This window comes from Pseudomonas sp. PICF141 (assembly GCF_002286815.1).
Classification (GTDB): Bacteria; Pseudomonadota; Gammaproteobacteria; order Pseudomonadales; family Pseudomonadaceae; genus Aquipseudomonas.
On the sequence record NZ_MUNM01000073.1, the window covers coordinates 13,701 to 40,246 of the forward strand.

Below are 26,546 nucleotides of genomic sequence, written 5' to 3' on the forward strand. Positions count from 1 at the left end.
TCGGATTTTTCGTATATCCGGGCGTCATGAGCCTGCGTTAGTCTGACCGTACTTTGCTGTCTGCCGAGCTTTCCATGCCTGACCTGCTTGATCATTACCCGTTCACCGCGGGCACTTATCACGAACTGCTCGACGACAGCGGCGCGGTGCGCCCGCACTGGCGGCGGCTGCTCGATCAATTACAACGCAGCACGCCAGCGCAACGGGTGCAGCGTCAGGCGCTGCTGACCCGGCAGATCCACGAAAACGGCGTGACCTATAACGTCTACGCCGACCCCAAGGGCGCCGACCGGCCATGGGAGCTGGACCTGCTGCCCCATGTGATGGCCGCCGATGAGTGGGAACGGTTATCGGCCGGGATCGCTCAACGGGCGCGCTTGCTCAATGCCGTCCTGGCGGATTTGTACGGCCCTCAGCGCTTGATCGCCGAAGGTCTGCTGCCGGCTGAGCTGGTGTTCGGTCACAACAACTTTCTCTGGCCCTGTCAGGGCATTGCCCCGCCCGACGGGGCCTTTCTGCATCTGTATGCCGTGGATCTGGCGCGCACGCCTGACGGTCGCTGGTGGGTGACGGCGGATCGGACGCAAGCGCCATCCGGTGCCGGTTATGCTCTGGAAAACCGCACCATCGTGTCCCGGGCCTTTCCCGAGCTGTACCGCGATTTGAAGGTGCAGCACCTGGCCGGGTTCTTCCGTACCCTTCAGGAAACTCTGGCCCGTCAGGCGCCGAGCGATGACGAAGCACCACTGGTGGTACTGCTGACGCCGGGGCGTTTCAACGAAAGCTATTTTGAACACCTGTATCTGGCTCGCCAGCTCGGATATCCGTTGGTGGAGGGTGGCGACCTGACTGTCCGGGATGCCACGGTCTACCTCAAAACCTTGAGCGGCCTGCGTCGGGTCCACGCGATCATGCGCCGGCTCGACGATGATTTTTGCGACCCGCTGGAGCTACGCACCGACTCGGCCCTCGGCGTGCCGGGGCTGCTCGAAGCGGTGCGTCAGGGCCGGGTGCTGGTGGCCAACGCCCTTGGCAGCGGCGTGCTGGAGTCGCCGGGTTTGCTGGGGTTCCTGCCGAAGATCAATCAGCATCTGTTCGGCGAAGAGCTGATACTGCCGTCCATCGCGACCTGGTGGTGCGGTGAAGCGCCGGTGCTGGCCCAGGCCCTGGAAAAACTGCCGGAGCTGTTGATCAAGCCGGCGTTCCCGTCGCAAAGCTTTACCCCGGTGTTTGGTCGTGATTTGAATGAAGAGCAGCGCCAGGCCCTGGCCGAGCGGATGCAGGCACGGCCTTACGCCTATGTTGCGCAAGAATTGGCGCAATTGTCCCTGGCGCCGATCTGGCAGGCCGAAGAGGGGCAGTTGCAACCACGGGCCATCGGCATGCGGGTGTATGCGGTGGCCAGTCGGGAGGGTTATCGGGTACTGCCCGGCGGGCTGACCCGGGTTGCCGCCGAGGCCGACGCCGAAGTGGTGTCGATGCAACGCGGCGGTGCCAGCAAGGACACGTGGGTGTTGGGCGATCGCCCGCCCAGCGGTGAGCAATGGAAAGCCCAGCGCAACATCAGCGTGCATGATCTGGTGCGACGCGATCCGTATCTGCCATCTCGGGTGGTCGAGAACCTGTTCTGGTTCGGTCGTTATTGTGAGCGCTGCGATGACAGCGCACGGCTACTGCGCATTATGTTGGCGCGCTATATCGAGGGCGATGATCCGCAAGCCCTGGAGGCAGCAGTCGATCTGGGTGAACGCTTGAATCTGTTGCCGGAAGAGGGCGAGTTGCCGGAGCGCTTGCTGGCGGCGTTGCTAGGCGATGATTGGCCATTCAGCCTGCGCTCCAACCTGCAACGTTTGCAGTGGGCGGCGTCGCAAGTACGCGGCAAGCTCTCGCGAGAGAACTGGCAAGCGCTGGTGGAATTGCAACGTGAGGCCATGGAGCTGGAAACCGAAGAACCGGATTTCGGCGAGTTGCTGGATTTCCTCAACCGATTGGTGATGTCGCTGGCGGCGCTGTCCGGTTTTGCCCTTGACGACATGACCCGGGACGAAGGCTGGCGTTTCCTGATGATCGGGCGCCGGATCGAGCGGCTGCAATTTCTCAGCGCTAGCCTGGCGGCGTTTCTGCGCGGTGCGGGGGCTTTCGATCAGGCCGGGCTGGAATGGCTGCTGGAGCTGGGCAACAGCAGCATCACGTACCGCTCGCGGTATTTGGCGGTGGCACAATTGATCCCGATGCTGGACCTGTTGTTGCTCGATGAGCAGAACCCTCACGCGGTGTTGTTTCAGTTGAAACTGGTGACCCGCACGTTGAAACGCTTGAACGACGACTTTGGTGCGCCGCGGGAAACCGGTCTGCCACAGTTGTTGGATCGGCTGGCGCGCTTCGATCTGGGTTGCCTGGAAAACTCACTGTTTGGCGAGGCCAGTGTTCGCGCCGCCATAGAAGGATTGGCCGATCTGTTACAAGAGATCGCCGATGCCAGCGGGCAAATATCGGATCGCCTGGCCTTGCGCCATTTCGCCCATGTCGATGATGTCAGCCAGCGCACGGTGTCCGTCTGATGAATGCCCGTTACCAGATTCTCCACGACACCCATTATCACTATGACAGCCCGGTATCCTTGGCCCAGCAGCTGGCGCACCTGTGGCCGCGGGCTTGCGTTTGGCAGCGCTGCACCGAGCAGCAATTGCAGATCAGTCCCGACCCGACTTCACGCCGGGATGAGCTCGACGTGTTCGGTAACCCGCTGACCCGGCTGGCATTCGAGCGGCCGCACGATGAATTGCTGGTCAATGCCAGCCTGACGGTCGAAGTGCTGGGCCGACCCTCGTTGGACTTCAATCAATCGCCGGCCTGGGAAGAGACCTGCAATGCACTGACCTACAACAGTCAGCCGCTCTCTGCTGAATTGCTCGAAGCCTGCCGTTACCGGTTCGAATCGCCCTATGTGCATTTGAAGCGCAGCTTCGTCGAGTTCTCCGAAAGTTGCTTTCCTCCTGGCCGGCCATTGCTGCTGGGGGTTCAGGCGTTGATGGAGAAAATCTTCAGCGAATTCACCTTCGACGCCGAAGCGACCCAAGTGGCAACGCCGCTGGTGGAAGTGCTGGAGAGGCGGCGCGGCGTTTGCCAGGACTTTGCACATTTGATGCTCGCTTGTGTGCGCTCCCGGGGATTAGCTGCGCGCTATATCAGCGGCTATTTGCTGACCCAGCCACCACCGGGCCAGCCACGGCTGATCGGCGCCGATGCATCTCATGCCTGGGTGTCGGTGTTTTGTCCGGTGCTGGGCTGGGTGGATTTCGATCCGACCAACAATGTGCAACCGGCGCTGGAGCACATCACCCTGGCCTGGGGCCGGGATTTTTCCGATGTGTCGCCGTTGCGTGGAGTGATCCTGGGCGGTGGCAGCCATGATCCCGAGGTTCGGGTAACCGTGATGCCATTGGACTAATAGAGATCCAGTGTGTGCGAGCCTGCTCGCGATGATCGATGTCGGCTGACCTGTCGCTATTGCGAGCAGGCTCCCACATGGGTATGTGCAAGTCAGTGCTGGACGGGGAATTTTCAGATTGGCCTGTGAGGGTCAGCAACAACGTTGCTGACCCTGGACACAGATCCGGTGGGCCTGATCATCGGGCCCTGAGGGTCTCAGACGTCGGGCGCCTGATCTTTCGGTGCTTCAGTTTCGTCTGTCGCCACTTCGCCTTCGGTATCCGGGTTCAGTGCTGCTGCGTCTTCAGCTGTAGCTTTCTTGCGCTGAAGCTTTTCCTCTTTCTTCTGCTCCTTGGCCAAGTCTCTCTGACGTTTGGCGAAGGAATAATTAGGTTTAGCCATGGGCGATCCTCTGGGGTCGAAGGTGAGGTTGAGCGGCGCATATTCTGCCCTGTATCGATGCCGAGCCGTTAGCCGGGTTTTTGCTCGGTCCATTTTGGCAGTGCCGAGGGTTGCCAGGCGTCCAGTGCATCGAGCAGGGTTTGCGGCGATTCGCTCATTTGCAGCATGTCACGGTGCGCTTCGCGAACGAAGCCTTCGCCGACGATATGATCAAGAAAAGACGCCAACTTGCTGTAGAAACCGTTCACTTCCAGCAAACCCAGCGGTTTTCCGTGATAGCCGAGCTGGCCCCAGGTCCAGACTTCGAACAGCTCTTCCAGTGTGCCCAGGCCGCCAGGCAGGGCGATGAAAGCATCGCTAAGCTCGGCCATTCGCGCCTTGCGCGCATGCATGCCGTCGACCACTTCCAGGCGAGTCAGGCCGCTGTGGCCGATTTCCTTGTCCTTGAGGCTCTGCGGGATGATCCCGATCACCTCACCGCCGGCCGCCAGTGCGGCATCGGCCACGATCCCCATCAGCCCGACGGCGCCGCCGCCATAGACCAGAGTCAGCTTGCGCTCGGCCAATGTTCGCCCCAAGGCGACAGCGGCTTCACGATAGGCTGGATTGATGCCGGTGCTGGCACCGCAAAATACACAAACAGACGCTAAAGACATGCCTTACTCCACGGTCATCAGGGCCACAGAGTAAGGGTTGGCTTGCCTCGTTCCAAGCGTTAAACCTCGCGTTTGGGTGTTTCACAGGTACCACTGGCGCCGCAGGCGTAGGCGGCGAGCAAACTGCACAAAAAGCTGTTGAAAGACATGACAGGCGCTCCGGATAAGAGATGACGGCCCTGATGATAGGGCCGTGCCAGACGCTTGGCCGGTAGATTGTTTCGATGAGTGTCATAGGTCGAAAGTTGTATACAATTTTTGATTCAGGTCATAGGAACTTGCGAAGATTTCAGGCAGTCTTCTGTCCACTAGAACTTTTATTAACCCTGCCTTGGAGATTCACCATGTTTGCCAAACTTGTTGCGGTATCCCTGCTGACACTGGCCAGCAGTCAATTGATGGCTGCCGAGTGCAAGACAACCATCGACTCCACCGATCAGATGTCCTTCAGCACCAAGGCCATTGAAATCGACAAAAGCTGCAAGACCTTCACCGTTGAACTGACTCACTCCGGCAACCTGCCAAAAAATGTCATGGGCCATAACTGGGTGCTGAGCAAAGAAGCGGACATGCAGCCGATCGCTACCGACGGTCTGGCGGCAGGTATCGACAAGAACTACCTGAAAGACGGTGATGCTCGCATCATCGCTCACACCAAACTCATCGGCGCGAAGGAAACCGACTCGGTGACTTTCGATGTCTCCAAGCTCAATGCGGCTGAGAAGTACGGTTTCTTCTGCTCGTTCCCGGGCCACATCTCGATGATGAAAGGTACGGTTACCCTGAAGTGATTAAATTGCGTTCATAAAAAAAGCGTCCTGCGAGGGACGCTTTTTTTGTGCCTGACGATAGACCGAGTCATCGTTTTTCGCGGGCAAGCCTCGCTCCTACAGGATTTGTGTCGTGCCCATTACCGGGGTGCGACACAAAATCTGTGGGAGCGTGGCGATGTCCTTAAGGCGCAAACGGCATCACACGCTTGTGATGGGTCTTTTTGTACGTATCGCAAATGATCTTAAACGCTTCTTCACGCACCGGCTCGCCGTGCAGGAAGGCATCGATCTCGGCGTAAGTCACGCCGTGGGACGCTTCGTCCGGTTTTCCCGGCGACAGGTCTTCGAGGTCGGCGGTCGGGATTTTTTCCACCAGCGACTCCGGTGCGCCAAAGCTGCGGGCGATGGCACGGACCTGATTTTTCACCAGGCCGCTCAGCGGTGCGAGGTCGCAGGCGCCATCACCGAATTTGGTGAAGAAACCCATCACCGCTTCTGCCGCATGGTCGGTGCCGATCACCAGGCCATGAGCCGCCCCTGCGATGGTGTATTGCGCAACCATGCGCATCCGCGCCTTGGTATTGCCCAGCACGAAATCCTTCTGCACCGCCTCCTTACCTTCGAAGGCCGCCACTTCGCTGGCCAGGGATTTGACCGCCGGACCGATGTTAACCGTGTGGCGCTCATCAGGTGCAATGAAGTCCATCGAGGCCTGGGCATCATGCTCATCGAACTGGATGCCATAAGGCAGGCGCACCGCGATGAACTTGTAACTGGCGTCCCCGGTGCGCTCGCGCAGTTCACGCATGGCGCGTTGGGCCAGCAAGCCGGCGGTCAGGGAATCGACACCGCCGCTGATGCCCAGCACCAGCGTCTTGAGCCCGGCATTGACCAGACAGTCCTGAATGAAGGTAGTCCGCCGGGCGACTTCAGCCTCGAGGGCGAGTTGATCCGCGAACGGCGGTTGGACCTTGAGCTGTTCAGCAATCTCACGCTGTACGGCTTGCATGAATTCACTCCTTGCTAGATGGGCTTGAAAGGGCGGCAGGTACTTGGAAAACATGTCGCAAATAGGCGACGAAATTCGGGTCGTTGCAATGAGTCTTGCCCGGCTCATCAGAAATCTTGGCCACCGGCTGGCCATTGCAGGCCGTCATTTTAAGCACGATGCTCATGGGTTCGACACCCGCAATGTCGCACGTCAGGTTAGTGCCTATACCGAAGCTGACATTGATCCGACCGCGCAATGCCCGAAAAATCTCCAGAGATTTTGGCAGGGTCAGGCTGTCGGAAAACACCAGGGTTTTGCTCATCGGGTCGATACCCAGCTTGTGGTAGTGGGCAATGGCTTTTTCCGCCCATTGCACCGGGTCACCGGAATCGTGGCGCAAGCCGTCGAAGAGCTTGGCAAAGAACAGGTCGAAATCGCTAAGGAAAGCATCGGAGGTAATGCAGTCGGTCAAGGCGATTCCCAGCAAACCCCGGTATTCACGGACCCAACAGTCGAGGGCGGCAATCTGGCTGTCGATCAGCCGTGGACCGAGTTGCTGGTGGGCCATGATCCATTCGTGAGCCATGGTGCCCAGCGGCTTCATGTTCAGCTCCCGGGACAGGTGCACGTTGCTGGTACCGACGAAGCGACCGGGGAAGTCATGCTTGAGCACGTTCACCACTTCTTCCTGTACACGGTACGAGAAGCGACGGCGAGTACCGAAATCGGCTACCTGCAATTCGGACAATTCATCGCTACTGGCGTTGGTACTCAGCCATTCGAACTTGCGATAGAGCTGCTCGCGAGCCTGTTCCAGAATGATTTCCCGGTAGCGATAACGGTTGCGTACTTCGCTGACCATGGCCAAGAGCGGCACTTCGAACAAAATCACGTGCAGCCACGGCCCGCGCAGACGGATGAACAACTCACCGTTTTCAATGCCGGTGTGGATGTAGCGAAGATTGAAGCGGAACAGACCGAGAAAACGCAGGAAATCCGGCTTCAGAAAACTGATGCGTTCCAGAAAACTCAATTGATCGGCACTCAGGCTCAACTCGGCCAGACGCTCGATCTGGAAACGGATCTCCGCCAGGTACGGGCGCAGATCCTCGCTGTTACGGCAACGAAACTCCCATTCGACTTCCACGTTCGGGTAGTTGTGCAGCACCGCCTGCATCATCGTCAGTTTGTAGAAGTCGGTGTCGAGCAGGTTCTGCACGATGCGATCGGCAAACACACTCTCGCTCATAACGGGGTCTCCAGGCTGGCCGCGGCCCGTGGCAGCGACGTTGCAGCTGTTTCAATGAATGGGCTAGTGGCGCATATCAGCGGCAGGTATTGCCAGCAATTTTTGCATCAGCGCAAATTGCTCTGTAGGAGTTAATTGTTAGATGTGGGGTTGTCGATCTGCTCCAGCATCCACTTCACAAAATCCCGCACCTTGGGCACTTCCGCCGAATGCTCGGGATACGCCAGGTAATAGGCATCGGTGCTGGGCATCGCATGCTTCCAGGGAATGACCAGTTTGCCGTCGGCCAATTCCTCTTCCACCAGAAACTTCGGCAGCAGCGCTACGCCGCAACCGACCTGGGCAGCGCGGATGCACATGTAGAAGGTTTCGAAACGCGGGCCGTGGTAGCTGTGTTCGGTGTGGTAGCCCTGGCTGTCGAACCAGTCGTGCCAGGCCTGAGGCCGGGAAGCGTTTTGCAGCAGGACCAGGTCGGTTAGTTGCGTAGGGTCGGTGAACGGCGTGTCCGGCAGGCTGCCCGGCGCGCAGACCGGCACCAGTTCCTCGCCGAACAGCTTCAGGCATTCGGTGCCGGGTCGTGAGCCCTGGCCAAAGTAGAACGCCAGGTCACTGCGACCTTGCAGCAGATCATCCGCCTCCTGTTCGCTGCACAGGTCCAGATGGATCGACGGATGGCGCAGGCGCCAGCCTTTCAGGCGTGGCACCAGCCAGCGTGCACCGAAGGTCGGAGGCGTGGAGACACGCAAGACTTCGGTATCACCGCCGTAGGAGCGCAGGTAATGGGTCGACATTTCGACCTGTGTGAGGATTTTTCTTACCTCCACCAGGTACAAATCGCCAGCGGGAGTCATTTGCAGGCGTCGGCGCACCCGGCGGAACAACAGGTGTTGCAACAACTCTTCGAGTTGCGCGACCTGTTTGCTCACGGCGCTCTGCGTCAGGTTCAGCTCCTCGGCGGCACGGGTGAAGCTCAAATGCCGGGTCACGGCCTCGAAGCACTGCAGCGCGGTGATCGACGGCAAGTAGCGTTTATTCAGCATGGGTGGTCCTTTTTCTTGTTTCTCTGTGCTCTTTTTTACCGGCAGATTCGCAGCATGAATAAACGGAATGATATCTCTCTTAAAGGTCGTTTGTTGGGTAACCTCCGGGGAGCTAAAACTACAGGTCTGATCAGCCGGGTTAATCCGGCTGCACGTTTTCTGTTTTTTGCTTGAGGAGTGACCCATGGTTGCCGCATTGCTTGATCGTCTTGGTGTGAACCCGGCCCTGTACCAGAACGGCAAAGTGCCGGTGCATTCGCCCATCGATGGCAGCCGTATCGCTGCCGTGAACTGGGAAGGCGCCGCTGAAGTCGAGCAGCACATCAGTCGCGCAGATCATGCGTTCGAACTGTGGCGCAAGGTTCCGGCGCCGCGCCGTGGCGAATTGGTGCGCCAATTGGGTGACATCTTGCGCGAGTACAAGGCTGACCTCGGTGAGCTGGTGTCCTGGGAAGCCGGCAAGATCACTCAGGAAGGTCTTGGCGAAGTTCAGGAAATGATCGACATCTGCGACTTCGCGGTCGGTCTGTCCCGTCAGCTGTACGGTTTGACCATCGCCTCCGAGCGTCCTGGCCACCACATGCGCGAAACCTGGCACCCGCTGGGCGTCGTTGGCGTGATCAGTGCGTTCAACTTCCCGGTCGCCGTCTGGGCCTGGAACGCCACGCTGGCGTTGGTCTGCGGTAACCCGGTGATCTGGAAGCCGTCGGAGAAAACCCCGCTGACCGCGTTGGCCTGCCAGGCGTTGTTCGACCGCGTCCTGAAAAATTTCAGCGACGCCCCGCCGCACCTCAGCCAAGTGATTATCGGCGGTCGCGATGCCGGCGAAGCGCTGGTCGATGACCCGCGTGTCGCGTTGGTCAGCGCTACCGGCAGCACCCGCATGGGCCGAGAAGTTGCACCGAAAATCGCTGCACGTTTTGCCCGCAGCATTCTGGAGCTGGGCGGCAACAACGCGATGATCCTCGGCCCGAGCGCCGATCTGGACATGGCCGTTCGGGCGATTCTGTTCAGCGCCGTCGGCACTGCCGGGCAACGTTGCACCACCTTGCGTCGCCTGATCGCCCATGAGTCGGTGAAGGAAGAAATCGTCACCCGCCTGAAAGCCGCTTATTCCAAAGTACGCATCGGCCATCCGCTGGAAGGCAATCTGATTGGGCCGCTGATTGACAAACACAGCTTCGAAAACATGCAGGACGCGCTGGAGCAAGCCTTGAGCGAAGGCGGCCGGGTGTTCGGCGGCAAGCGCCAGCTGGAAGACAAATTCCCCAACGCTTACTACGTTTCGCCAGCCATCGTCGAAATGCCGGAACAGAGCGATGTGGTGTGCAGCGAAACCTTCGCGCCGATTCTGTACGTGATCGGTTACAACGATTTTGAAGAAGCGCTGCGCCTGAACAACGCCGTGCCACAGGGCCTGTCGTCGTGCATCTTCACCACCGACGTGCGTGAAGCCGAGCGGTTCATGTCGGCGGTGGGCAGCGATTGCGGCATCGCCAACGTCAACATCGGCCCGAGCGGCGCGGAAATCGGCGGTGCGTTTGGCGGCGAGAAGGAAACGGGTGGTGGTCGTGAGTCCGGTTCGGATGCATGGCGCGGGTACATGCGCCGTCAGACCAATACCGTGAACTATTCGCTGGAGTTGCCGTTGGCTCAGGGGATTACATTCGATTAAGCAGCGGCAAGCTACAAGCTTCAAGCTTCAAGCAGACTGGCTTGCAGCTTGTAGCTTGCGTCTTGTAGCTGCTCCGACAGGAGCTTGCAATGCCGTTACGCGAAGAGTGTCTGTGGGAAAAACTGACGCCGCAAAGGCCCGATAATGTGGCGCTCCAGGGCGAGGTGACGGTGGATGTCTGCGTCATCGGTGCCGGTTTCACCGGTTTGTCGGCGGCGGTGCATCTGCTGGAACAAGGTAAAAGTGTCTGTGTGCTGGAAGCGCATCGCGCCGGGCATGGCGGTTCGGGGCGTAACGTCGGACTGGTCAATGCCGGGATGTGGATTCCACCGGATGAAATCGAAGCCGGTTTCGGCGAGGCGGTCGGCAGTCAGCTCAACCGCATGCTGGGGGCGGCGCCGTCGCTGGTGTTCAGCCTGGTCGACAAATACAACATCGATTGCCAGTTACGCCGCGAAGGCACGCTGCACATGGCGCACAACGCGCGTGGCGAAGCGGATCTGCGCAATCGCGAAGAACAATGGAAACGTCGCGGTGCACCGGTGGAACTGTTAACCGGTCAAGCCTGCGAACAAGCCACAGGTACCAAAAAGATCGCCGCCGCCTTGCTCGATCGGCGCGCCGGCACGATCAATCCGATGGCCTACACTGCGGGGCTGGCCAATGCGGCCGTCGGCCTTGGCGGTCAGCTGTTCGATCATTCCCCGGTCACCCGACTCGAACGTCAGGGCCAGCGCTGGTCGGTGCAAACCGCCCGGGGTTCGGTGCTGGCCGAGCAGGTGGTCATCGCCTCCAACGCCTACACCGAAGGTGACTGGACGGAGCTGCGGCGCAACTTTTTCCCAGGTTATTACTATCAAGTGGCTTCGGTGCCGCTGACCGAAGATGCCGCGCAGCAAATTCTGCCCGGTGGTCAGGGTTCCTGGGACACCCGGCAGGTGCTCAGCAGTATCCGTCGCGATGCCGAAGGGCGGTTGTTGCTCGGCAGTCTCGGCAATGGCAACCAGAAACCGACCTGGTTTCTGAAAGCCTGGGCCGACCGGGTTCAGCAGCATTACTTTCCGTACCTGAAACCGGTGGAGTGGGAGTGCACCTGGACCGGCTGCATCGCCTTCACGCCGGATCATTTGATGCGCCTGTTCGAACCGGCACCGGGGCTGGTGGCCGTCACCGGCTACAACGGTCGAGGCGTGACCACCGGTACAGTGGTCGGCAAAGCCTTTGCCGACTATCTGTGTAATGGAAATCCCCAGGCCCTGCCGATTCCTTTCGCACCTATGCAGCCATTGGCGGGGGCGGGGCTGAGAAGCTGCCTGTATGAGGCCGGATTTTCGTTGTATCACGCGGGCCAGTGCCTGCGGATCGTCATCTGATTGTTGAAATATGTTGCTGGAAGCGGCGCTTTTCAGCGAAGCGGCTAGCCTGTAATGGTGCGGGTTGTAGCAGTCCCGCACCAGCAGTGTGCAGTTCGGTGACGCGGGCTGTTACAGGCTGGTTGCACATCGTTTGGCGCTGCGGTTGCAATGATGGCACGTGCGGGTTGCGCCTTTAAAAATAAATGGTTTTACCTCCCGCGGTTTAGACGGTTGCACGCCCAATGAAAATGGGCCCGAAACAGTCGAAAAAACAATAAGGCAGCGACTTTTCCCAGAATAAAAAACCGATGGCACGGCCCTTGCTCTGAGCATTCAGTGAAGTCGCAGTGCCAACTAAAAAAAACCTTGGAGCACCACCTCATGTCCCAGACGTTTTACAAGAAAGGCTTTCTGGCCCTCGCAGTGGCAACTGCGTTGGGTGTTTCTGCGTTTGCTCAGGCTGACATCAAGATCGGCGTAGCGGGTCCAATGACGGGCGCCAACGCGGCATTTGGCGAGCAGTACATGAAGGGTGCGCAGGCAGCGGCTGATGCAGTCAACGCCGCTGGCGGTGTCAACGGGGAAAAAATCGTTCTGGTCAAAGGCGATGACGCCTGCGAACCGAAACAGGCTGTGACGGTCGCCAAGGACCTGACCAACCAGAAAGTCGCTGGCGTAGTCGGTCACTTCTGCTCCTCGTCGACCATTCCGGCCTCCGAGATCTATGACGAAGCCGGCATCATCGCGATCACTCCAGGTTCCACCAACCCGGCGGTTACCGAGCGCGGCCTGAGTGCCATGTTCCGTATGTGCGGGCGTGACGACCAGCAAGGCATCGTGGCCGGCGATTACATCGTCGACGTGCTCAAGGGCAAGAAAGTGGTGGTCCTGCACGACAAGGACACCTACGGCCAAGGTCTGGCGGATGCAACCAAGGCTCAACTGGCCAAGCGCGGTGTAACGCCGGTGCTGTATGAAGGCCTGACCCGTGGCGAAAAAGACTTCAGCACCATCGTGACCAAAATCCGTGGCGCTGGCGCTGACGTCGTTTACTTCGGTGGCCTGCACCCGGAAGCCGGTCCTCTGGTTCGTCAATTGCGTGAGCAAGGCCTCAAAGACGTCAAGTTCATGTCCGACGACGGCATCGTGACCGACGAACTGGTGACCACTGCTGGCGGTCCGCAATTCGTTGACGGCGTGCTGATGACCTTCGGCGCCGACCCACGCCTGCTGCCAGACAGCAAGACTGTCGTGGACGAGTTCCGCAAGAAAGGCACCGAGCCTGAAGGCTACACCCTGTATGCCTATGCTTCGGTCCAGGCCCTGGCTGCCGCCTTTAATGGTGCCAAGAAGAATGATGGCGAAGCGGCGGCCAAATGGCTGAAAGCCAACAAGGTCAAAACCGTGATGGGCGAGAAGGAATGGGACCAGAAGGGCGACCTGAAAGTCTCCGACTACGTGGTTTACCAGTGGGACAAGGATGGCAAATACCACCAGCTGGAAAAACAGAAGTAAGGGCTGACATGATCAGTTGAACCCCACAAGTCCCTGTGGGAGCGAGCCTGCTCGCGAAGACGGACTGACAGACAGCGGCTTTGTTGATCGTTCAACCGTTTTCGCGAGCAGGCTCGCTCCCACACGGAAACAGTGGGGCCAGGCTGATCATGGCTGACATTGCTCCGACGTAAATCTGTATTTTTCCTAGAAGAACCGCACATCACTGGTGTGCAGGTTCTCACTGCGTGAGATTGCGTTATGGATGGTATTTTCCTGCAGCAACTGGTCAACGGCCTGACCCTCGGGTCGGTCTATGGCCTGATCGCCATCGGCTACACAATGGTCTATGGCATCATCGGCATGATCAACTTCGCCCACGGCGAGGTTTACATGATTTCCGCTTACCTCGCGGCAATCAGTCTGGCTCTGCTGGCATACTTCGGTATTGAATCCTTCCCCCTGCTGATGCTTGGCACACTGGTTTTCACCATCATCGTCACGGCGGTGTATGGCTGGGTCATCGAGCGCGTCGCCTACAAACCGCTGCGCAACTCCACCCGACTGGCACCGCTGATCAGCGCCATCGGTATTTCGCTGATCCTGCAAAACTATGCACAGATTTCCCAGGGCGCTCGTCAACAAGGCGTACCGACGTTACTGACCGGTGCATGGCGAGTTGAAGTCGGGACCGGCTTCGTCCAGCTGACCTACACCAAGATCTTCATTCTGGTTGCCGCGTTCGTTGGGATGGCCCTGCTGACCTACGTCATCAAGTACACCAAGCTCGGTCGTATGTGCCGCGCCACCCAGCAAGACCGCAAGATGGCCTCGATCCTGGGGATCAACACCGATCGCGTCATTTCCTACGTGTTCATCATCGGTGCCGCGATGGCAGCCCTGGCTGGCGTGCTGATCACCATGAACTACGGCACATTTGACTTCTACGCGGGCTTCATCATTGGCATCAAGGCGTTCACCGCCGCGGTGCTCGGTGGGATCGGTTCGCTGCCTGGGGCAATGCTCGGCGGGATCATTCTCGGGATCTCCGAGTCGCTGTTCTCCGGATTGGTCAACTCGGACTACAAAGACGTTTTCAGCTTCTCGCTGCTCGTTCTCGTTCTGGTCTTTCGGCCCCAAGGCCTGCTCGGCCGTCCTCTTGTGTCGAAGGTGTAAGCGATGTCTTCAACCACTAAAAAAACCATTGATCTCAAAAGAAGCCTGGTTGACGCGATTCTTGCCGGCCTGGTGGCCTTGATTGTGTTCGGCCCGATTGTCGGCGTAGTTCTGGACGGCTACGGTTTCAACCTGGAAGCGACTCGGGTGGCATGGATTGTCGCCATCGTCATGGCCGGCCGCTTTGCCTTGAGCCTGTTCCTGCAAACCCCCAAGGGCCTGAGAATTCTCGAAGGCTTTGAAAGCACTGGCTCCGGGGTTCATGTACTGCCGCCCGATTACAAATCCCGCTTGCGCTGGATCATCCCGGTGATGATCGTCATCGCCGTGGTGTTCCCGTTTTTCTCCAACTCCTACCTGCTGGGCGTGGTCATCCTCGGGCTGATCTATGTGCTGCTGGGCCTGGGGCTGAACATCGTGGTCGGCCTGGCCGGCCTGCTCGACCTGGGTTATGTGGCGTTTTATGCCATTGGTGCCTACGGCCTGGCACTCGGTTATCAATACCTGGGGCTGGGTTTCTGGACGGTGCTGCCGCTGGCGGCAATCATTGCCGGGTTGGCCGGGTGCATTCTGGGTTTCCCGGTGCTGCGTCTGCACGGTGACTACCTGGCGATCGTGACCCTGGGGTTCGGTGAAATCATCCGGTTGATCCTCAATAACTGGCTGTCCCTGACGGGAGGCCCGAACGGTATGGCGGCACCGTTGCCAACGTTCTTCGGCCTGGAGTTCGGCAAGAGAGCGAAGGAAGGAGGCGTTCCGTTTCATGAGTTCTTCGGCATCGCCTATAACCCGGACGTGAAGTACTACTTCATCTACGCGGTGTTGTTCCTGGTGGTACTGGGCGTGCTGTACGTCAAACACCGTCTGACCCGCATGCCGGTCGGTCGCGCGTGGGAAGCCTTGCGCGAAGACGAAATCGCCTGCCGTTCCATGGGCCTGAATCACGTATTGGTCAAGCTGTCGGCGTTCACCATCGGCGCATCGACGGCGGGTCTGGCCGGTGTGTTCTTCGCCACTTATCAGGGTTTCGTCAACCCGACCTCGTTCACCTTCTTCGAATCGGCACTGATCCTCGCCATTGTGGTGCTCGGCGGCATGGGCTCGACCATCGGCGTGGTGATTGCGGCGTTCGTGCTGACCGTCGCCCCGGAACTGCTGCGTGGCTTCGCTGAATATCGCGTGCTGCTGTTCGGCATCCTGATGGTGTTGATGATGATCTGGCGACCGCGCGGCCTGATCCGGATCAGCCGTAGCGGTGTGATCCCACGTAAAGGAGTGGCGCCATGAGCGAAGAAATCGTTCTCTCGGTCGAAAATCTGATGATGCACTTCGGCGGCATCAAAGCCCTCAATAACGTGAGCATGCAAGTCAAACGCAACTCGATTTTTGCGTTGATCGGTCCCAACGGTGCGGGCAAGACCACGGTGTTCAACTGCCTGACCGGCTTCTATAAAGCGTCCGGCGGGCATATCGAACTCAATGCCCATGGCGTGAAAACCGACGTCATCAAAATGCTCGGGGAACCGTTCAAGGCAGTTGATTTCGTTTCGCCAAAAAGCTTGATCAGCCGGCTTCACTACAAGATGTTTGGTGGCACGCACCTGATCAACCGTGCCGGTCTGGCGCGGACTTTCCAGAACATTCGCCTGTTCAAGGAAATGTCGGTGGTGGAAAACCTGCTGGTGGCCCAGCACATGTGGGTCAACCGCAACCTGCTTTCGGGCATCCTCAACACCAAGGGTTACCGCAAAGCCGAAAGCGATGCGCTGGACCATGCGTTCTATTGGCTGGAAGTGGTGGACCTGGTGGACTGCGCCAACCGCCTGGCCGGCGAGCTGTCTTATGGTCAGCAACGCCGTCTGGAAATTGCCCGGGCCATGTGCACCCGGCCGCAGATCATCTGTCTCGACGAACCGGCCGCTGGCCTCAACCCTCAGGAAACCGAAGCGCTGAGCGCGATGATCCGGCTGCTGCGCGACGAGCACGATCTGACCGTGGTGCTGATCGAACACGACATGGGCATGGTAATGAGTATTTCCGACCACATCGTGGTGCTGGACCACGGCGTTGTCATCGCCGAGGGCGGGCCTGAAGCGATTCGACACGATCCGAAAGTGATTGCCGCCTACCTGGGCGCCGAAGAAGAGGAAGTGGTATGAGTAAACCCATCCTCGAACTCAAGGATCTGGACGTGTTCTACGGGCCGATCCAGGCCCTGAAAAAAGTCTCGTTGCACATCAATGAAGGTGAAACTGTCAGCCTGATCGGCTCCAACGGCGCCGGCAAATCGACCCTGCTGATGTCGATCTTCGGCCAGCCACGGGCCGCTGACGGGCAAATCATCTATCAGGGTGTGGATATCACGCACAAGTCGTCCCACTACATCGCGTCCAACGGCATCGCTCAATCGCCGGAAGGCAGGCGGGTGTTCCCTGACATGACCGTCGAGGAAAACCTGTTGATGGGCACGATTCCAATCGGTGACCAGTACGTCAAGGAAGACATGCAGCGCATGTTCGAGTTGTTTCCACGGCTTGAAGAGCGGCGTACCCAGCGGGCCATGACCATGTCGGGCGGCGAGCAACAAATGCTCGCCATCGCCCGGGCGCTCATGAGCCGGCCAAAGCTGTTGCTGCTCGATGAGCCGAGCCTGGGGTTGGCGCCGATTGTGGTGAAACAGATCTTCGCGACTCTGCGGGAACTGGCCAGCACCGGCATGACCATCTTTCTGGTGGAGCAGAACGCCAACCACGCCCTCAAGTTGTCGGACCGGGCGTATGTGATGGTCAACGGCGAGATCCGTCTCAGCGGCACCGGCAAGGAGTTGCTGGTGAACGATGAGGTGCGTAACGCCTACCTTGGCGGCCACTAAACCGAAGAGCCCAAAAAACGCCCTGACCGCTCAACGTCAGGGCGTTTTTTTTATGCCCGAATCCCCGTAGGAGCTACCGAAGGCTGCGATCTTTTGATCTTGCTTTGAGGTGTCTGTGGAAAAGATCGCAGCCTTCGGCAGCTCCTGCACGGGACCGGGGATTGAGGTCAAGGGAAATTGTGGAAAACAATATTCACGACCTCTCGAAGCGCGACATAAAGCCGCTGCAAATTGCTGTTTTATCACGGTTTTGACTTGTCCCCGTTTGCTGTGGAGCGGGCTGTGAATAACGTGGGAGTAGCTGGCTGTAAGCCTTTTAATCCGTGGCTTGCAGCGATATGGTTGTTTTTTGATCAGGTGTTTTTGCCCGACCGAAAGCCAGCTTTGTCAACCTTTTTGTTAGGAACAAACCAGGCATGAATCAAGGTGGACAAGCCTGTGGATAAGTCTGTGGTTAAACTCTGGAAAGAGTCGGCTGAGGGCCGTAATTACTGGCTTGGAGCCATCGTCCGTGTGACCGCCCGGTCGTGCAAATTGCCCGGGACTACACAGCGAGCCCCCGAGGGTCAAGCAAAAAACTTTCCAATCTGCCCGCAAAGCCTTGTGGACTGCGGCTTGCAGCTTTTGTACTTGCCCCCGGAAACTGTGGACCGGCCTGTGGATAAGGTGCGCGTACATGGCTGCAAGCCACAGGCCGTATGGCGTTGCCGGTGTTGATTGTTTTTTGTACGGTTTTTACGATGGTTGCCGCTGTGGACAAGGCCGGGCATGCTGGCAACTGATTTTCTATTCCAAGGGCTGTCGATCAGCCGAAGCAAGGAGAACACGATGTCCAACACCCTGTTTATTACCGGCGCGACTTCCGGTTTTGGTGAAGCCTGCGCCCGTCGTTTTGCCGAAGCCGGCTGGAAACTGGTACTGACAGGTCGTCGTGAAGAACGCCTCAATGCACTGTGCGCCGAGTTGTCGAAACAGACTGAAGTTCATGGCCTGGTACTCGATGTGCGGGATCGCAAGGCCATGGAGGAGGCGATTGCCAACCTGCCGCCGTCCTTCGCCAAGCTGCGCGGGCTGATCAACAACGCCGGCCTGGCCTTGGGCGTGGACCCGGCTCCCAAGTGCGACCTTGATGATTGGGACACCATGGTCGACACCAACATCAAAGGGCTGATGTACAGCACTCGCCTGTTGTTGCCGCGTTTGATCGCTCACGGTCGTGGCGCCAGCATCGTCAACCTTGGTTCCATCGCCGGCAACTACCCTTACCCGGGCAGCCACGTGTATGGCGCGAGCAAGGCGTTCGTCAAACAATTCTCCCTGAACCTGCGCTGTGACCTGCAAGGGACCGGCGTGCGGGTCAGCAATATCGAACCGGGCCTGTGCGAGAGCGAGTTCTCGCTGGTGCGTTTCGCCGGTGATCAGGAGCGTTACAACGCCACTTACGCGGGCGCCGAGCCGATCCAGCCGCAAGACATCGCCGAGACCATTTTCTGGGTCCTCAACGCCCCGGCCCACATCAACATCAACAGCCTTGAACTGATGCCGGTGAGCCAGACCTGGAGCGGGTTTGCGATTGAGCGTAAGGCGTAAGGCCGAGTAACAGCTGTTCGCGGGCAAGCCTCGCTCCTACAGGTTTTGTGTTGAATCGCGATTTTACGAACGACACAAAACCTGTAGGAGCGAGGCTTGCCCGCGAAAGCAATCTCTCAGTCAGCGCAAATACTCGGCCAGCCCGCGATAGCAGCTCGCCAAGTGATAAGGCGTGGTCGAAGGCATGTCCTTGCGGCTCACGTTACCCTGCTCATCGCGACACTCATGCCAGCCGCCCGCGTGCAAGAAACGCTGTTGCAGCGCCTGCAATTGGCGCTGCACAGCGGCTTCGCTGCCCGGGCGCAAGGTCAAGGCGCGCAGGTATTCAGCCTGGGCCCAGATGCGTTGGGTCGCATCACGAAGGGCGTCGTCCAGTTCCAGCATCGCACGCACAGCCCCCGTCTGCTGATCCACCCCCAGTTGCTCGGTAAACGTAAAGGCGCGATCCAGCGACGCATGCAGTTTGGAATCGCGCAGTAACGCTGAGGACTCCAGCAGGAAATACCATTCGAACTGGTGGCCTGGCTCGAACCAGTTATCCACAGCCCCGAGCGGCTTTTCCATCAACACCGCGTGTTGCGGATCGATAAAACGCTTTTGCATGGCTGTGCATAACTCGACGAGCGCGTTCTGCACAGTAACGTCCTCGCGTACCGAAAGAATGGCAAGGAAGGCTTCGGCCAAATGCATCAATGGATTTTGCAGCGGCCCGGCGTTGAGCGAGGACCAATTACGATCCAGGATGGCTTCGTACAGGCCGTCGCCTGTGGCGAAGCGCTGTGCCAACACTTCCAGCGTGGCGTTAAGCACCGACTCCACCAGCGGTTCGCGAACCTTGTCCCAATAATGGGCGCAGGCGAACAGGATGAAGGCGTGGGTGTAGAGGTCTTTGCGTTGATCCAGCGGCGCACCTTGCGGGTCGATGCTGTAGAACCAGCCGCCATGCTCGGCATCGTGGAAATGCCGTTGCAACGAACGGAACAGCGCCGCCGCACGCTCTTGGGCCTGGGGCACTTGGCCAATCAGGCTGGAAAACAGGTACAACTGCCGCGCGCAAGCCATGGCCCGGTAGCGCTGCGGTGGCAGCGGCTGATGCTCGGCGTCCAGCGCTTCATAAGGCAATGCCATATCGGCGTTCCAGCCGGGGCCTTGCCAGAGCGGCACAATCACGTTCTCAAAGTGCTGTTGCACCGAGGCGAACAAGGCGGTCAATTCAGGCTGGGAAGCGGAGCGGGAAACATGCGGCATTGGCTGGCGTCGTCACGGCAGGGTTAATTGCGCGACATGTTAGCAGGCCTGAGAGACGTGGTGTCTGTCAGGCCTCCTTCGCGGGCAAGCCTCGCTCCTACAGGGATTGTGGCCGGATTACGTACGATTAATAACGGTAGGAGCGAGGCTTGCCCGCGAAGAGGCCATAACAGACGATAAAGCAGTCAACCGGCGAGCAACCACACCCCAGTCGCCGCCGAAGCCGCACCCGCCAGCCGAACCAATGGCGCGGCGGCCTGAGGCAAGACGCGAACCAGCGCATAACCCGCGGCATGCAACGCTGCGGTCGCTACCACAAACCCCGCTGCATAGGCCCAAGGGCTCGACATCTCCGGCAATTCCAGGCCATGCGCCACGCCATGAAACAGCGCGAATAATGCGGTCGCAACCATTGCCAGGCTCAATGGCGGACGCACCGCCAGGGCGACCGCCAGGCCCAGCGCCAATACCGATGCCGCGATCCCGCTTTCCAGCGCAGGCAAGTTCAACCCTTCAAAGCCCAGCAGTCCGCCGATCAACATAGTGCCCACGAATGTGCAGGGCAGCGCCCAGCGCGCGATGCCTTTCTGCTGCGCCGCCCACAACCCCACCGCAACCATTGCCAACAAATGATCGAGACCACCCATCGGGTGGCTGATGCCGGCGATCAAGCCATTATCGCTGTGGCCTGGATGGGCGAATGCGATGGCCGGCGTCAGCAGCAGGGCCATGGCGCCCAGAATGCGTTTCAGTGTCATGGATATAAGCTTCCTTGTTGATAAGTGTGGTCAGGCTGCAGTCAGCAAGCCCTGGCGTTCGATGAAGGCGATGATCGCTTCCAGGCCCTCACCGGTTTTCTGATTGCTGAAGACGAACGGTTTGCCGTTGCGCATGCGTTGGGTGTCGCTGTCCATCATCTCCAGGGAGGCGCCTACCAGAGGCGCCAGGTCGATCTTGTTGATCACCAGCAAATCGGATTTGCAGATCCCCGGCCCGCCCTTGCGCGGCAGCTTGTCGCCGGCCGAAACGTCGATCACATAAATGGTCAGGTCCGACAATTCCGGGCTGAAGGTCGCCGAGAGGTTGTCGCCACCGGACTCCACCAGAATCAGGTCCAGCCCCGGGAAGCGCCGGTTCAATTGATCCACGGCTTCGAGGTTGATCGAGGCGTCTTCGCGGATCGCCGTGTGCGGGCAGCCACCAGTTTCCACGCCGATGATCCGCTCGGGTGCCAGGGCTTCGTTGCGCACCAGGAAATCGGCGTCTTCGCGGGTGTAGATGTCGTTGGTCACGACGGCGAGGTTGTAGCGGTCGCGCAGGGCCAGGCACAGGGCCAGGGTCAGGGCGGTTTTGCCGGAGCCGACCGGGCCGCCGATGCCGATGCGCAGAGGTTGTGTGTTCATGTGGTTCTCCAAAATAAAAGGCCCTAGGAACGGAACAGACGGCTGTATTGACGCTCATGGGCCATGCACGCCAGGGACAGGCCGAAAGCGGCGCTGCCAGAGTGTTCGGGATTGATTCGGGTGGCGTCTTGTTGCGCCTGTTGCAGCAGCGGCAACAATTCGCTGGTCAGGCGCTGTGCGGCTTGCTGGCCCAGGGGCAGGGTTTTCATCAGCACCGCCAACTGGTTTTCCAGCCAGCTCCAGAGCCAGGCGGCCAGCGCATCGTGCGGGCTGATCTGCCAGGCGCGCGCCGCCAGCGCCCAGCCAAGGGCCAGGTGGGGTTCCGGGCATTGGTCGAGAAAGTTTCGGGCCGGCGCATCCAGTTCCGGTAAACCGTTGAGCAATTGCTTCAGCGAATACCCCATCTGCCGGCTTTCCTGATGCAGCTCACGGGTTTCGCGGCTAGCGCGATGTTCTTCGCAGCGTTGCAGCAGTTCGGCCCAGTGCTCTTGGGCCGCAGCAGTGCAATGAGCGAGCAATAGCGGCGCTTCGAAACGCGCCAGGTTCAGCAGCAACTGATCGCTGATCCAGCGTCGCGCGCTGTCGCCATCGTTCACGCGCTTGTTATCCACAGCCATCTCCAGACCTTGGGAATAGCTGTAGCCGCCGATCGGCAGCTGCGGGCTGGCCAGACGCAGCAGCCCCCAGGCCGGGTTCATAAACGCACGCCGAACTGGTGCAGTTTTGGCGGGTAGTTGAAACCCTCGTCACCATGGCGCGAATGGTGATGGCCGCCGCCGTAGGCACCGTGCTCCGGCTGGAACGGCGCTTCGATGTTCTCGGCTTTGGCGCCCAGTTGCTCGAGCATGGCCTTGAGCACGTAATCGTCGAGCAAGCGCAGCCAGCCATCACCGACTTGCAGGGCCACATGGCGGTTGCCCAGGTGATAGGCCGCGCGGGTCAGTTCGAAAGCGTTGGCGCAGGTGACGTGCAGCAGATGTTCGGGACGAGCGCAGACGCGAACCACGCGCCCGTCTTCGGCTTGCAGGCATTCGCCGTCATACAACGGTGGCTGACCGCGCTCCAGAAACAACCCGACGTCTTCATTCTCGGCACTGAAACAGCGCAAGCGGCTTTTGCTCCGGGCTTCGAAAGTCAGGTGCAACTCGGCGGCCCAGACGGGTTGAGGGTCGATTCTGCGATGAATCACCAGCATTGGAAGGCTTCCAGCAATGGACAATGCTCAGGGATAGAGCAAGGGGCTTGCCAATCGGGGGAAGTGTAGGAAATGGCTGTCGGAGTGCAGAGGGATGATTCAGGAAGTGGCGGGCTTTGGCTGGGATTGGTGCGTGCGGGGAAGGTTGTGCGCAAAATTGGTGCGCGCGGTGCTCCAGATCGTTCCCACGCAGAGCGTGGAAGCGATCATCAGTGGGCGTTACTCGGTACTACCGAGCCCTTGCCAATGTTTGAGGCCAATAAAGATAAACCGCAACTGCTGAGTGATTTTCGCCTGAGGCGTCAGATGCTCCGGCAACGCCTGAGCCGGTGGATCGATGATGTCCGGCAAGGTGGCGAATACGCTTTTGACGATCAGATCAGCCATGACGCTCAAACCGGCGATGTCCAGATGCTGCAGTTTCGGCATCAGCGACAAGTCCGACGCCAGGTCCGAGCTGATGTCTTCACGCAAGCGGCCAATGGCCTGGCGCACCGGCAGTGAGCCGCCGTATTGCTCGCGGGCGAGAAACAGGAATTGCGAGCGATTGGCCGTGACCACGTCGAGAAAGATCCGTACCGAGGCATCGATAATGCCACCCATGACGAACTCGTTATGGCGCACCAGGCGGATGGTTTCGCGGAAGGTCTGACCGACTTCGCTCACCAGCACCAGCCCCAGTTCATCCATGTCGGCGAAATGCCGATAAAAACCGGTGGGTACGATCCCGGCGGTTCTGGCCACTTCACGCAGGCTCAGGCTGCCGAATCCTCGGCCGCTTTCCATCAAGTGGCGGGCAGCGTCCATCAGGGCGTTGCGGGTCTGTTGTTTCTGTTCGGCGCGGGGCAGCATCGCAAGGGTGTTTTCTGGAAAAGACAGCGGCGCACTCTAGCAAATCGGCTTCGCTGACGTCGAACCGGAGATCACGCGGGGAAATGCAACGTCTATAAAGTCAAAAGCCCAATCCGGGGATTGGGCTTTTTTTCGAGGCCGCCATAGGCTTAGCTCACAGCGCTGTTGCGTTCGATCACACGGTCACCACCACCTTCAGCCAGGGTTTGACCCTGTGGAGTGCGATCGGAACCACCTTCAGCGAGCGTTTGGCCTTGTGGGGTGCGATCGGAACCACCTTCAGCCAGGGTCTGGCCTTGTGGAGTACGGCCGGAACCGTCAGCGGCCAGCGTTTGACCTTGTGGCGTGCGATCCGAGCCATCTTGAGTGATCAGGCCTTTTTCCTTCAGGCGATCATTACCCCCTTCGGCCAGGGTCTGACCTTGTGGTGTGCGGTCGGAACCATCGGCGGCAACGGTGTGGCTGAACACCGAGTGGTTGTCTTTGACTTGCGGGGCGGCCTGATCGGCGGCCGGCAAAGCAAAAGCGGTGCTGGCTAACATCGAGAGGGTCAGGCTAAGCAGTAATTCGCGTTTCATGATGGTTGCTCCTTGGGAGGGCGATAAAGTGGGTACGAGGGCAATGCTACTATCGATAAGTCGATATAAAAGTTCATAAACGCAATGGTAATAATCAACAGAATTGATTGTTCGGCCGCAGCGCTCTAGAACGGGCGTTTTCGGCGAGCTTTTCTGCACTGAGTTGGGTATTTTCGACCCATGCTCGCCTCGCAGAAGTGCGGGTGCAGTAACGCCAGATGAGGGAGCAGGATGTCCCCGGCCGATTATTTGAGTGTTAAACGCCTATTCGGTTAAACCTGCGGGCCATTTTCCAGTCCTAGATTTCATGGCAGGCCGGTTCTGGCCTAACGTTTCATCCGTGCGTCGCTGTCGGGGCGCTCAGTCGTATTCAGGAGCCCTGTGCAATGGCGCGCGCTCGTAAAATACTTGCCTGGACTTTCGCCAGCCTCGCTGTTCTGTTGGCCGTGCTGGTGCTGATCATCGCGTTCTTCGATTGGAACCGGATCAAGCCGCCCCTCAACGCCAAAGTGTCCGAAGAACTGCATCGTCCATTCGCCATCAATGGCAATCTTGCGGTGATCTGGCAACGCGAGACTGATGAGGGCGGCTGGCGGGCCTGGGTGCCGTGGCCGCATGTGGTGGCTGAGGACCTGACCCTGGGTAATCCGGACTGGTCGAAACAGCCGCAGATGGCCACCCTCAAGCGCGTCGAACTGCGCATTTCGCCGCTGGCCTTGCTGGCGCAGCGGGTAGTGATCCCGCGTATCGATCTGAGCGAACCCAATGCAAATCTGCAGCGTCTGGCCGACGGTCGCGCCAACTGGACGTTCACGTTCGACCCCAAAGATCCGGACGCCGAGCCTTCGAACTGGGTGCTGGACATCGGAGCCATCGGCTTCGACAAGGGCCACGTCATGCTCGACGACCAGAAGCTGAAAACCCGGCTGGATCTGCTTATAGATCCGTTGGGCAAACCGATTCCGTTCAGCGACATTGTTGGCGACAAAGCGGCAAAAAAAACCCTTGAAAAGGGTGGTTCACCCCAGGATTACGCCTTCGCATGGAAGGTCAAAGGCCAATACCACGGCCAGGCTCTCGCGGGCGAGGGCAAGACCGGCGGTTTGCTTGCGTTACACGACGCCGCCAAGCCGTTCCCGCTTCAGGCGCAAATGAAGATCGCCGACACCCGCGTCGAACTGATCGGTACGCTGACCGATCCATTGAATCTCGGCGCCCTGGATCTGCGCCTGAAACTGGCCGGTGCCAGCCTGGGCAATCTCTATCCGCTGATCGGCGTGACGCTGCCGGATACTCCGCCTTACGCCACCGACGGGCACTTGATTGCCAAGCTGCAAGAGCCGGGCGGGGCGGTGTACCGCTATGAGGACTTCAACGGCACGATCGGCGAAAGTGACATTCACGGTAACCTGACCTATGTCGCCAGCCAGCCGAGGCCCAAACTCAGCGGGGCTCTGGAGTCCAATCAACTGCTGTTTACCGACCTGGCCCCTTTGATCGGTGCCGATTCCAACGCCAGGCAAGAGGCCCGCGGCGGTGCGAGCAAGCAGCCGGCGGACAAGCTGCTGCCGGTCGAGGAGTTCAGGACTGAACGCTGGCGCGACATGGATGCGGATGTGGAATTCACCGGCAAGCGCATCGTCCACAGCGCAAGACTGCCGTTCAACGACCTTTACGCCCATGTGGTACTGACCGATGGCGTGCTCAATCTGGAGCCCCTGCGTTTCGGCGTGGCGGGCGGCAACCTGGATGCGCAGATTCGTCTGAACGGGCGCACCGAGCCTTTGGAAGGCCGGGCCAGACTGACGGCGCGCAAGTTCAAGCTCAAGCAGCTGTTTCCCACCCTGGAGCGGATGAAAACCAGTTTCGGTGAGCTTAATGGCGACGCTGATCTTAGCGGTCGTGGCAACTCGGTTGCCAAACTGCTGGGGACTGCCGATGGCAATCTGAAGATGCTGATCAACGACGGCGCGATCAGTCGTGAGTTGATGGAGCTGGCGGGGCTTAACGTTGGCAACTATGTGGTGGGCAAGATCTTTGGCGACAGGGAGGTGAGGATCAACTGTGCGGCGGCGGATTTTGAGATCAAAAGCGGTCTGGCGACGACACGGCTTTTTGTTTTCGATACCGAGCCTGCCATTGTCTATGTCGATGGCACCGCGAACATGGCAACCGAGCAACTGGACCTGACCATCAGCCCGGAATCGAAAGGCTGGCGTGTGATTTCATTGCGTTCGCCGCTGTATGTGCGAGGCAAGTTCATCAAGCCGGACGCAGGGGTCAAACCGGTGCCGCTGATGCTGCGGGGGGCCGGCATGGTTGCACTGGGCGTGATTGCCGCGCCGGCGGCGGGCTTGCTGGCGCTGATAGCGCCCAGCGGTGGTGAGCCGAATCAGTGTGCGCCGTTGCTGGAGCAGATGAAGGCCGGCAAGGCGCCGATGACGGTCAAGCCCACCCGGTAACTTTCGGCGTCTGTGAAGACGCCTTCGCGGGCAAGCCACGCTCCTACGGATGCGTCGTGCCCATTGTCGGCATGCGACACAAAACCTGTGGGAGCGTGGCTTG

Annotated in this window: 24 protein-coding genes; 12 read left to right on the forward strand and 12 right to left on the reverse strand. The window is 59.3% G+C overall.

Going from position 1 to position 26,546, the window contains the following annotated elements; translation table 11 throughout:
• The first annotated feature begins 74 nt into the window (after nucleotides 1-74).
• Together BZL43_RS20705 and BZL43_RS20710 are read left to right on the forward strand one after the other, a co-directional pair.
• The gene (locus BZL43_RS20705; protein WP_095634022.1) at nucleotides 75-2,561 is read left to right on the forward strand and encodes a circularly permuted type 2 ATP-grasp protein; all 2,487 of its coding nucleotides are present in this window, start codon (nucleotides 75-77) and stop codon (nucleotides 2,559-2,561) included.
• Nucleotides 2,561-3,451, forward strand: coding sequence for a transglutaminase family protein (locus BZL43_RS20710; RefSeq protein WP_095634023.1), 891 nt, complete (start codon nucleotides 2,561-2,563; stop codon nucleotides 3,449-3,451). The genes BZL43_RS20705 and BZL43_RS20710 overlap by 1 nt, the downstream gene beginning before the upstream one ends.
• 197 nt (nucleotides 3,452-3,648) lie before the next feature.
• On the opposite strand, the gene BZL43_RS20715 is transcribed toward BZL43_RS20710, so the two are convergent.
• On the reverse strand, nucleotides 3,649-3,834 hold the full coding sequence (locus tag BZL43_RS20715) for a hypothetical protein (RefSeq protein ID WP_095634024.1): 186 nt from the start codon (nucleotides 3,832-3,834) through the stop codon (nucleotides 3,649-3,651).
• Nucleotides 3,835-3,902: 68 nt separating this feature from the next.
• Nucleotides 3,903-4,490, reverse strand: coding sequence for a TIGR00730 family Rossman fold protein (locus BZL43_RS20720; protein ID WP_095634025.1), 588 nt, complete (start codon nucleotides 4,488-4,490; stop codon nucleotides 3,903-3,905).
• 344 nt (nucleotides 4,491-4,834) lie between these two features.
• Here BZL43_RS20720 and azu point away from each other — a divergent pair, with 344 nt between their 5' ends.
• Entirely contained in the window at nucleotides 4,835-5,281 is a 447-nt protein-coding gene (gene azu, locus BZL43_RS20725; protein WP_095634026.1) for an azurin, read from the forward strand.
• A gap of 163 nt (nucleotides 5,282-5,444) precedes the next feature.
• Here azu and nadE read toward each other — a convergent pair whose 3' ends face one another.
• The 3 genes from nadE to BZL43_RS20740 all read right to left on the reverse strand — a co-directional run bounded on the left by nadE (nucleotide 5,445) and on the right by BZL43_RS20740 (nucleotide 8,543).
• The gene (nadE, locus tag BZL43_RS20730) at nucleotides 5,445-6,272 is read right to left on the reverse strand and encodes an ammonia-dependent NAD(+) synthetase (RefSeq protein ID WP_095634027.1); all 828 of its coding nucleotides are present in this window, start codon (nucleotides 6,270-6,272) and stop codon (nucleotides 5,445-5,447) included.
• A gap of 4 nt (nucleotides 6,273-6,276) precedes the next feature.
• A complete protein-coding gene (gene pncB / locus BZL43_RS20735; protein ID WP_095634028.1) occupies nucleotides 6,277-7,503 on the reverse strand; it encodes a nicotinate phosphoribosyltransferase in 1,227 nt (408 codons plus the stop codon).
• A 131-nt stretch (nucleotides 7,504-7,634) separates the two neighbouring features.
• Complete coding sequence (locus BZL43_RS20740; protein ID WP_095634029.1) at nucleotides 7,635-8,543, reverse strand: LysR family transcriptional regulator; 909 nt, start codon at nucleotides 8,541-8,543, stop codon at nucleotides 7,635-7,637.
• A gap of 184 nt (nucleotides 8,544-8,727) precedes the next feature.
• Between BZL43_RS20740 and BZL43_RS20745 the strand changes: the two genes are divergently transcribed.
• The 8 genes from BZL43_RS20745 (at nucleotide 8,728) to BZL43_RS20785 (ending at nucleotide 18,705) form a co-directional block, all read left to right on the forward strand.
• The gene (locus BZL43_RS20745; protein ID WP_095634030.1) at nucleotides 8,728-10,218 is read left to right on the forward strand and encodes an aldehyde dehydrogenase family protein; all 1,491 of its coding nucleotides are present in this window, start codon (nucleotides 8,728-8,730) and stop codon (nucleotides 10,216-10,218) included.
• An 89-nt stretch (nucleotides 10,219-10,307) separates the two neighbouring features.
• Nucleotides 10,308-11,591 (forward strand): FAD-binding oxidoreductase, encoded by a 1,284-nt coding sequence (locus BZL43_RS20750; RefSeq protein ID WP_095634031.1) that lies wholly within the window; start codon nucleotides 10,308-10,310, stop codon nucleotides 11,589-11,591.
• A gap of 363 nt (nucleotides 11,592-11,954) precedes the next feature.
• A complete protein-coding gene (locus tag BZL43_RS20755; RefSeq protein WP_095634032.1) occupies nucleotides 11,955-13,088 on the forward strand; it encodes an ABC transporter substrate-binding protein in 1,134 nt (377 codons plus the stop codon).
• A gap of 240 nt (nucleotides 13,089-13,328) precedes the next feature.
• Nucleotides 13,329-14,243: a branched-chain amino acid ABC transporter permease gene (locus BZL43_RS20760; protein ID WP_008068915.1), complete on the forward strand. Its 915-nt coding sequence runs from the start codon at nucleotides 13,329-13,331 to the stop codon at nucleotides 14,241-14,243.
• A 3-nt stretch (nucleotides 14,244-14,246) separates the two neighbouring features.
• Nucleotides 14,247-15,530 carry a high-affinity branched-chain amino acid ABC transporter permease LivM gene (livM, locus tag BZL43_RS20765; protein ID WP_095634033.1) on the forward strand — a complete coding sequence of 428 codons (1,284 nt, stop codon included), beginning with the start codon at nucleotides 14,247-14,249 and terminating at the stop codon, nucleotides 15,528-15,530.
• Nucleotides 15,527-16,402 carry an ATP-binding cassette domain-containing protein gene (locus BZL43_RS20770; protein ID WP_095634034.1) on the forward strand — a complete coding sequence of 292 codons (876 nt, stop codon included), beginning with the start codon at nucleotides 15,527-15,529 and terminating at the stop codon, nucleotides 16,400-16,402. Before livM ends, BZL43_RS20770 begins: the two co-directional genes overlap by 4 nt.
• A complete protein-coding gene (locus BZL43_RS20775) occupies nucleotides 16,399-17,115 on the forward strand; it encodes an ABC transporter ATP-binding protein (protein WP_095634035.1) in 717 nt (238 codons plus the stop codon). Before BZL43_RS20770 ends, BZL43_RS20775 begins: the two co-directional genes overlap by 4 nt.
• Nucleotides 17,116-17,943: 828 nt before the next feature.
• Nucleotides 17,944-18,705, forward strand: coding sequence for an SDR family oxidoreductase (locus BZL43_RS20785; protein WP_095634036.1), 762 nt, complete (start codon nucleotides 17,944-17,946; stop codon nucleotides 18,703-18,705).
• Between the two features lie 120 nt (nucleotides 18,706-18,825).
• Here the strand turns inward: BZL43_RS20785 and BZL43_RS20790 are convergent, their stop codons facing one another.
• The 7 genes from BZL43_RS20790 to BZL43_RS20820 form a co-directional block, all read right to left on the reverse strand.
• Entirely contained in the window at nucleotides 18,826-19,953 is a 1,128-nt protein-coding gene (locus BZL43_RS20790) for an AGE family epimerase/isomerase (protein ID WP_095634037.1), read from the reverse strand.
• Nucleotides 19,954-20,138: 185 nt separating this feature from the next.
• Nucleotides 20,139-20,711, reverse strand: a complete 573-nt coding sequence (locus BZL43_RS20795; RefSeq protein ID WP_095634038.1) for a HupE/UreJ family protein — start codon at nucleotides 20,709-20,711, stop codon at nucleotides 20,139-20,141.
• A 30-nt stretch (nucleotides 20,712-20,741) separates the two neighbouring features.
• The gene (gene ureG / locus BZL43_RS20800; protein ID WP_095634039.1) at nucleotides 20,742-21,356 is read right to left on the reverse strand and encodes an urease accessory protein UreG; all 615 of its coding nucleotides are present in this window, start codon (nucleotides 21,354-21,356) and stop codon (nucleotides 20,742-20,744) included.
• A 23-nt stretch (nucleotides 21,357-21,379) separates the two neighbouring features.
• Nucleotides 21,380-22,054, reverse strand: coding sequence for an urease accessory protein UreF (locus tag BZL43_RS20805; RefSeq protein ID WP_095634040.1), 675 nt, complete (start codon nucleotides 22,052-22,054; stop codon nucleotides 21,380-21,382).
• Nucleotides 22,051-22,551 (reverse strand): urease accessory protein UreE, encoded by a 501-nt coding sequence (gene ureE / locus BZL43_RS20810; RefSeq protein WP_095634041.1) that lies wholly within the window; start codon nucleotides 22,549-22,551, stop codon nucleotides 22,051-22,053. Before ureE ends, BZL43_RS20805 begins: the two co-directional genes overlap by 4 nt.
• A 219-nt stretch (nucleotides 22,552-22,770) precedes the next feature.
• On the reverse strand, nucleotides 22,771-23,403 hold the full coding sequence (locus BZL43_RS20815) for a TetR family transcriptional regulator (protein WP_095634042.1): 633 nt from the start codon (nucleotides 23,401-23,403) through the stop codon (nucleotides 22,771-22,773).
• Between the two features lie 149 nt (nucleotides 23,404-23,552).
• The gene (locus tag BZL43_RS20820) at nucleotides 23,553-23,981 is read right to left on the reverse strand and encodes a hypothetical protein (RefSeq protein WP_095634043.1); all 429 of its coding nucleotides are present in this window, start codon (nucleotides 23,979-23,981) and stop codon (nucleotides 23,553-23,555) included.
• Nucleotides 23,982-24,367: 386 nt separating this feature from the next.
• On the opposite strand from BZL43_RS20820, the gene BZL43_RS20825 reads away from it, so the two are divergent.
• Complete coding sequence (locus BZL43_RS20825; RefSeq protein WP_095634044.1) at nucleotides 24,368-26,443, forward strand: AsmA family protein; 2,076 nt, start codon at nucleotides 24,368-24,370, stop codon at nucleotides 26,441-26,443.
• The last annotated feature ends 103 nt before the right edge of the window (nucleotides 26,444-26,546 follow it).

What these genes read in the sequence shown, in the direction of transcription:
- BZL43_RS20795 (WP_095634038.1), bottom strand. Translation starts at nt 20,711, where the DNA reads ATGACACTGAAACGCATTCTGGGCGCCATGGCCCTGCTGCTGACGCCG.
- BZL43_RS20815 (WP_095634042.1), bottom strand. Translation starts at nt 23,403, where the DNA reads ATGCTGCCCCGCGCCGAACAGAAACAACAGACCCGCAACGCCCTGATG.
- BZL43_RS20715 (WP_095634024.1), bottom strand. Translation starts at nt 3,834, where the DNA reads ATGGCTAAACCTAATTATTCCTTCGCCAAACGTCAGAGAGACTTGGCC.
- BZL43_RS20740 (WP_095634029.1), bottom strand. Translation starts at nt 8,543, where the DNA reads ATGCTGAATAAACGCTACTTGCCGTCGATCACCGCGCTGCAGTGCTTC.
- BZL43_RS20820 (WP_095634043.1), bottom strand. Translation starts at nt 23,981, where the DNA reads ATGAAACGCGAATTACTGCTTAGCCTGACCCTCTCGATGTTAGCCAGC.
- BZL43_RS20790 (WP_095634037.1), bottom strand. Translation starts at nt 19,953, where the DNA reads ATGCCGCATGTTTCCCGCTCCGCTTCCCAGCCTGAATTGACCGCCTTG.
- BZL43_RS20710 (WP_095634023.1), top strand. Translation starts at nt 2,561, where the DNA reads ATGAATGCCCGTTACCAGATTCTCCACGACACCCATTATCACTATGAC.
- ureG (WP_095634039.1), bottom strand. Translation starts at nt 21,356, where the DNA reads ATGAACACACAACCTCTGCGCATCGGCATCGGCGGCCCGGTCGGCTCC.
- BZL43_RS20770 (WP_095634034.1), top strand. Translation starts at nt 15,527, where the DNA reads ATGAGCGAAGAAATCGTTCTCTCGGTCGAAAATCTGATGATGCACTTC.
- BZL43_RS20720 (WP_095634025.1), bottom strand. Translation starts at nt 4,490, where the DNA reads ATGTCTTTAGCGTCTGTTTGTGTATTTTGCGGTGCCAGCACCGGCATC.
- BZL43_RS20705 (WP_095634022.1), top strand. Translation starts at nt 75, where the DNA reads ATGCCTGACCTGCTTGATCATTACCCGTTCACCGCGGGCACTTATCAC.
- BZL43_RS20775 (WP_095634035.1), top strand. Translation starts at nt 16,399, where the DNA reads ATGAGTAAACCCATCCTCGAACTCAAGGATCTGGACGTGTTCTACGGG.
- BZL43_RS20755 (WP_095634032.1), top strand. Translation starts at nt 11,955, where the DNA reads ATGTCCCAGACGTTTTACAAGAAAGGCTTTCTGGCCCTCGCAGTGGCA.
- pncB (WP_095634028.1), bottom strand. Translation starts at nt 7,503, where the DNA reads ATGAGCGAGAGTGTGTTTGCCGATCGCATCGTGCAGAACCTGCTCGAC.
- livM (WP_095634033.1), top strand. Translation starts at nt 14,247, where the DNA reads ATGTCTTCAACCACTAAAAAAACCATTGATCTCAAAAGAAGCCTGGTT.
- azu (WP_095634026.1), top strand. Translation starts at nt 4,835, where the DNA reads ATGTTTGCCAAACTTGTTGCGGTATCCCTGCTGACACTGGCCAGCAGT.
- ureE (WP_095634041.1), bottom strand. Translation starts at nt 22,551, where the DNA reads ATGCTGGTGATTCATCGCAGAATCGACCCTCAACCCGTCTGGGCCGCC.
- nadE (WP_095634027.1), bottom strand. Translation starts at nt 6,272, where the DNA reads ATGCAAGCCGTACAGCGTGAGATTGCTGAACAGCTCAAGGTCCAACCG.
- BZL43_RS20750 (WP_095634031.1), top strand. Translation starts at nt 10,308, where the DNA reads ATGCCGTTACGCGAAGAGTGTCTGTGGGAAAAACTGACGCCGCAAAGG.
- BZL43_RS20805 (WP_095634040.1), bottom strand. Translation starts at nt 22,054, where the DNA reads ATGAACCCGGCCTGGGGGCTGCTGCGTCTGGCCAGCCCGCAGCTGCCG.
- BZL43_RS20760 (WP_008068915.1), top strand. Translation starts at nt 13,329, where the DNA reads ATGGATGGTATTTTCCTGCAGCAACTGGTCAACGGCCTGACCCTCGGG.
- BZL43_RS20745 (WP_095634030.1), top strand. Translation starts at nt 8,728, where the DNA reads ATGGTTGCCGCATTGCTTGATCGTCTTGGTGTGAACCCGGCCCTGTAC.
- BZL43_RS20825 (WP_095634044.1), top strand. Translation starts at nt 24,368, where the DNA reads ATGGCGCGCGCTCGTAAAATACTTGCCTGGACTTTCGCCAGCCTCGCT.
- BZL43_RS20785 (WP_095634036.1), top strand. Translation starts at nt 17,944, where the DNA reads ATGTCCAACACCCTGTTTATTACCGGCGCGACTTCCGGTTTTGGTGAA.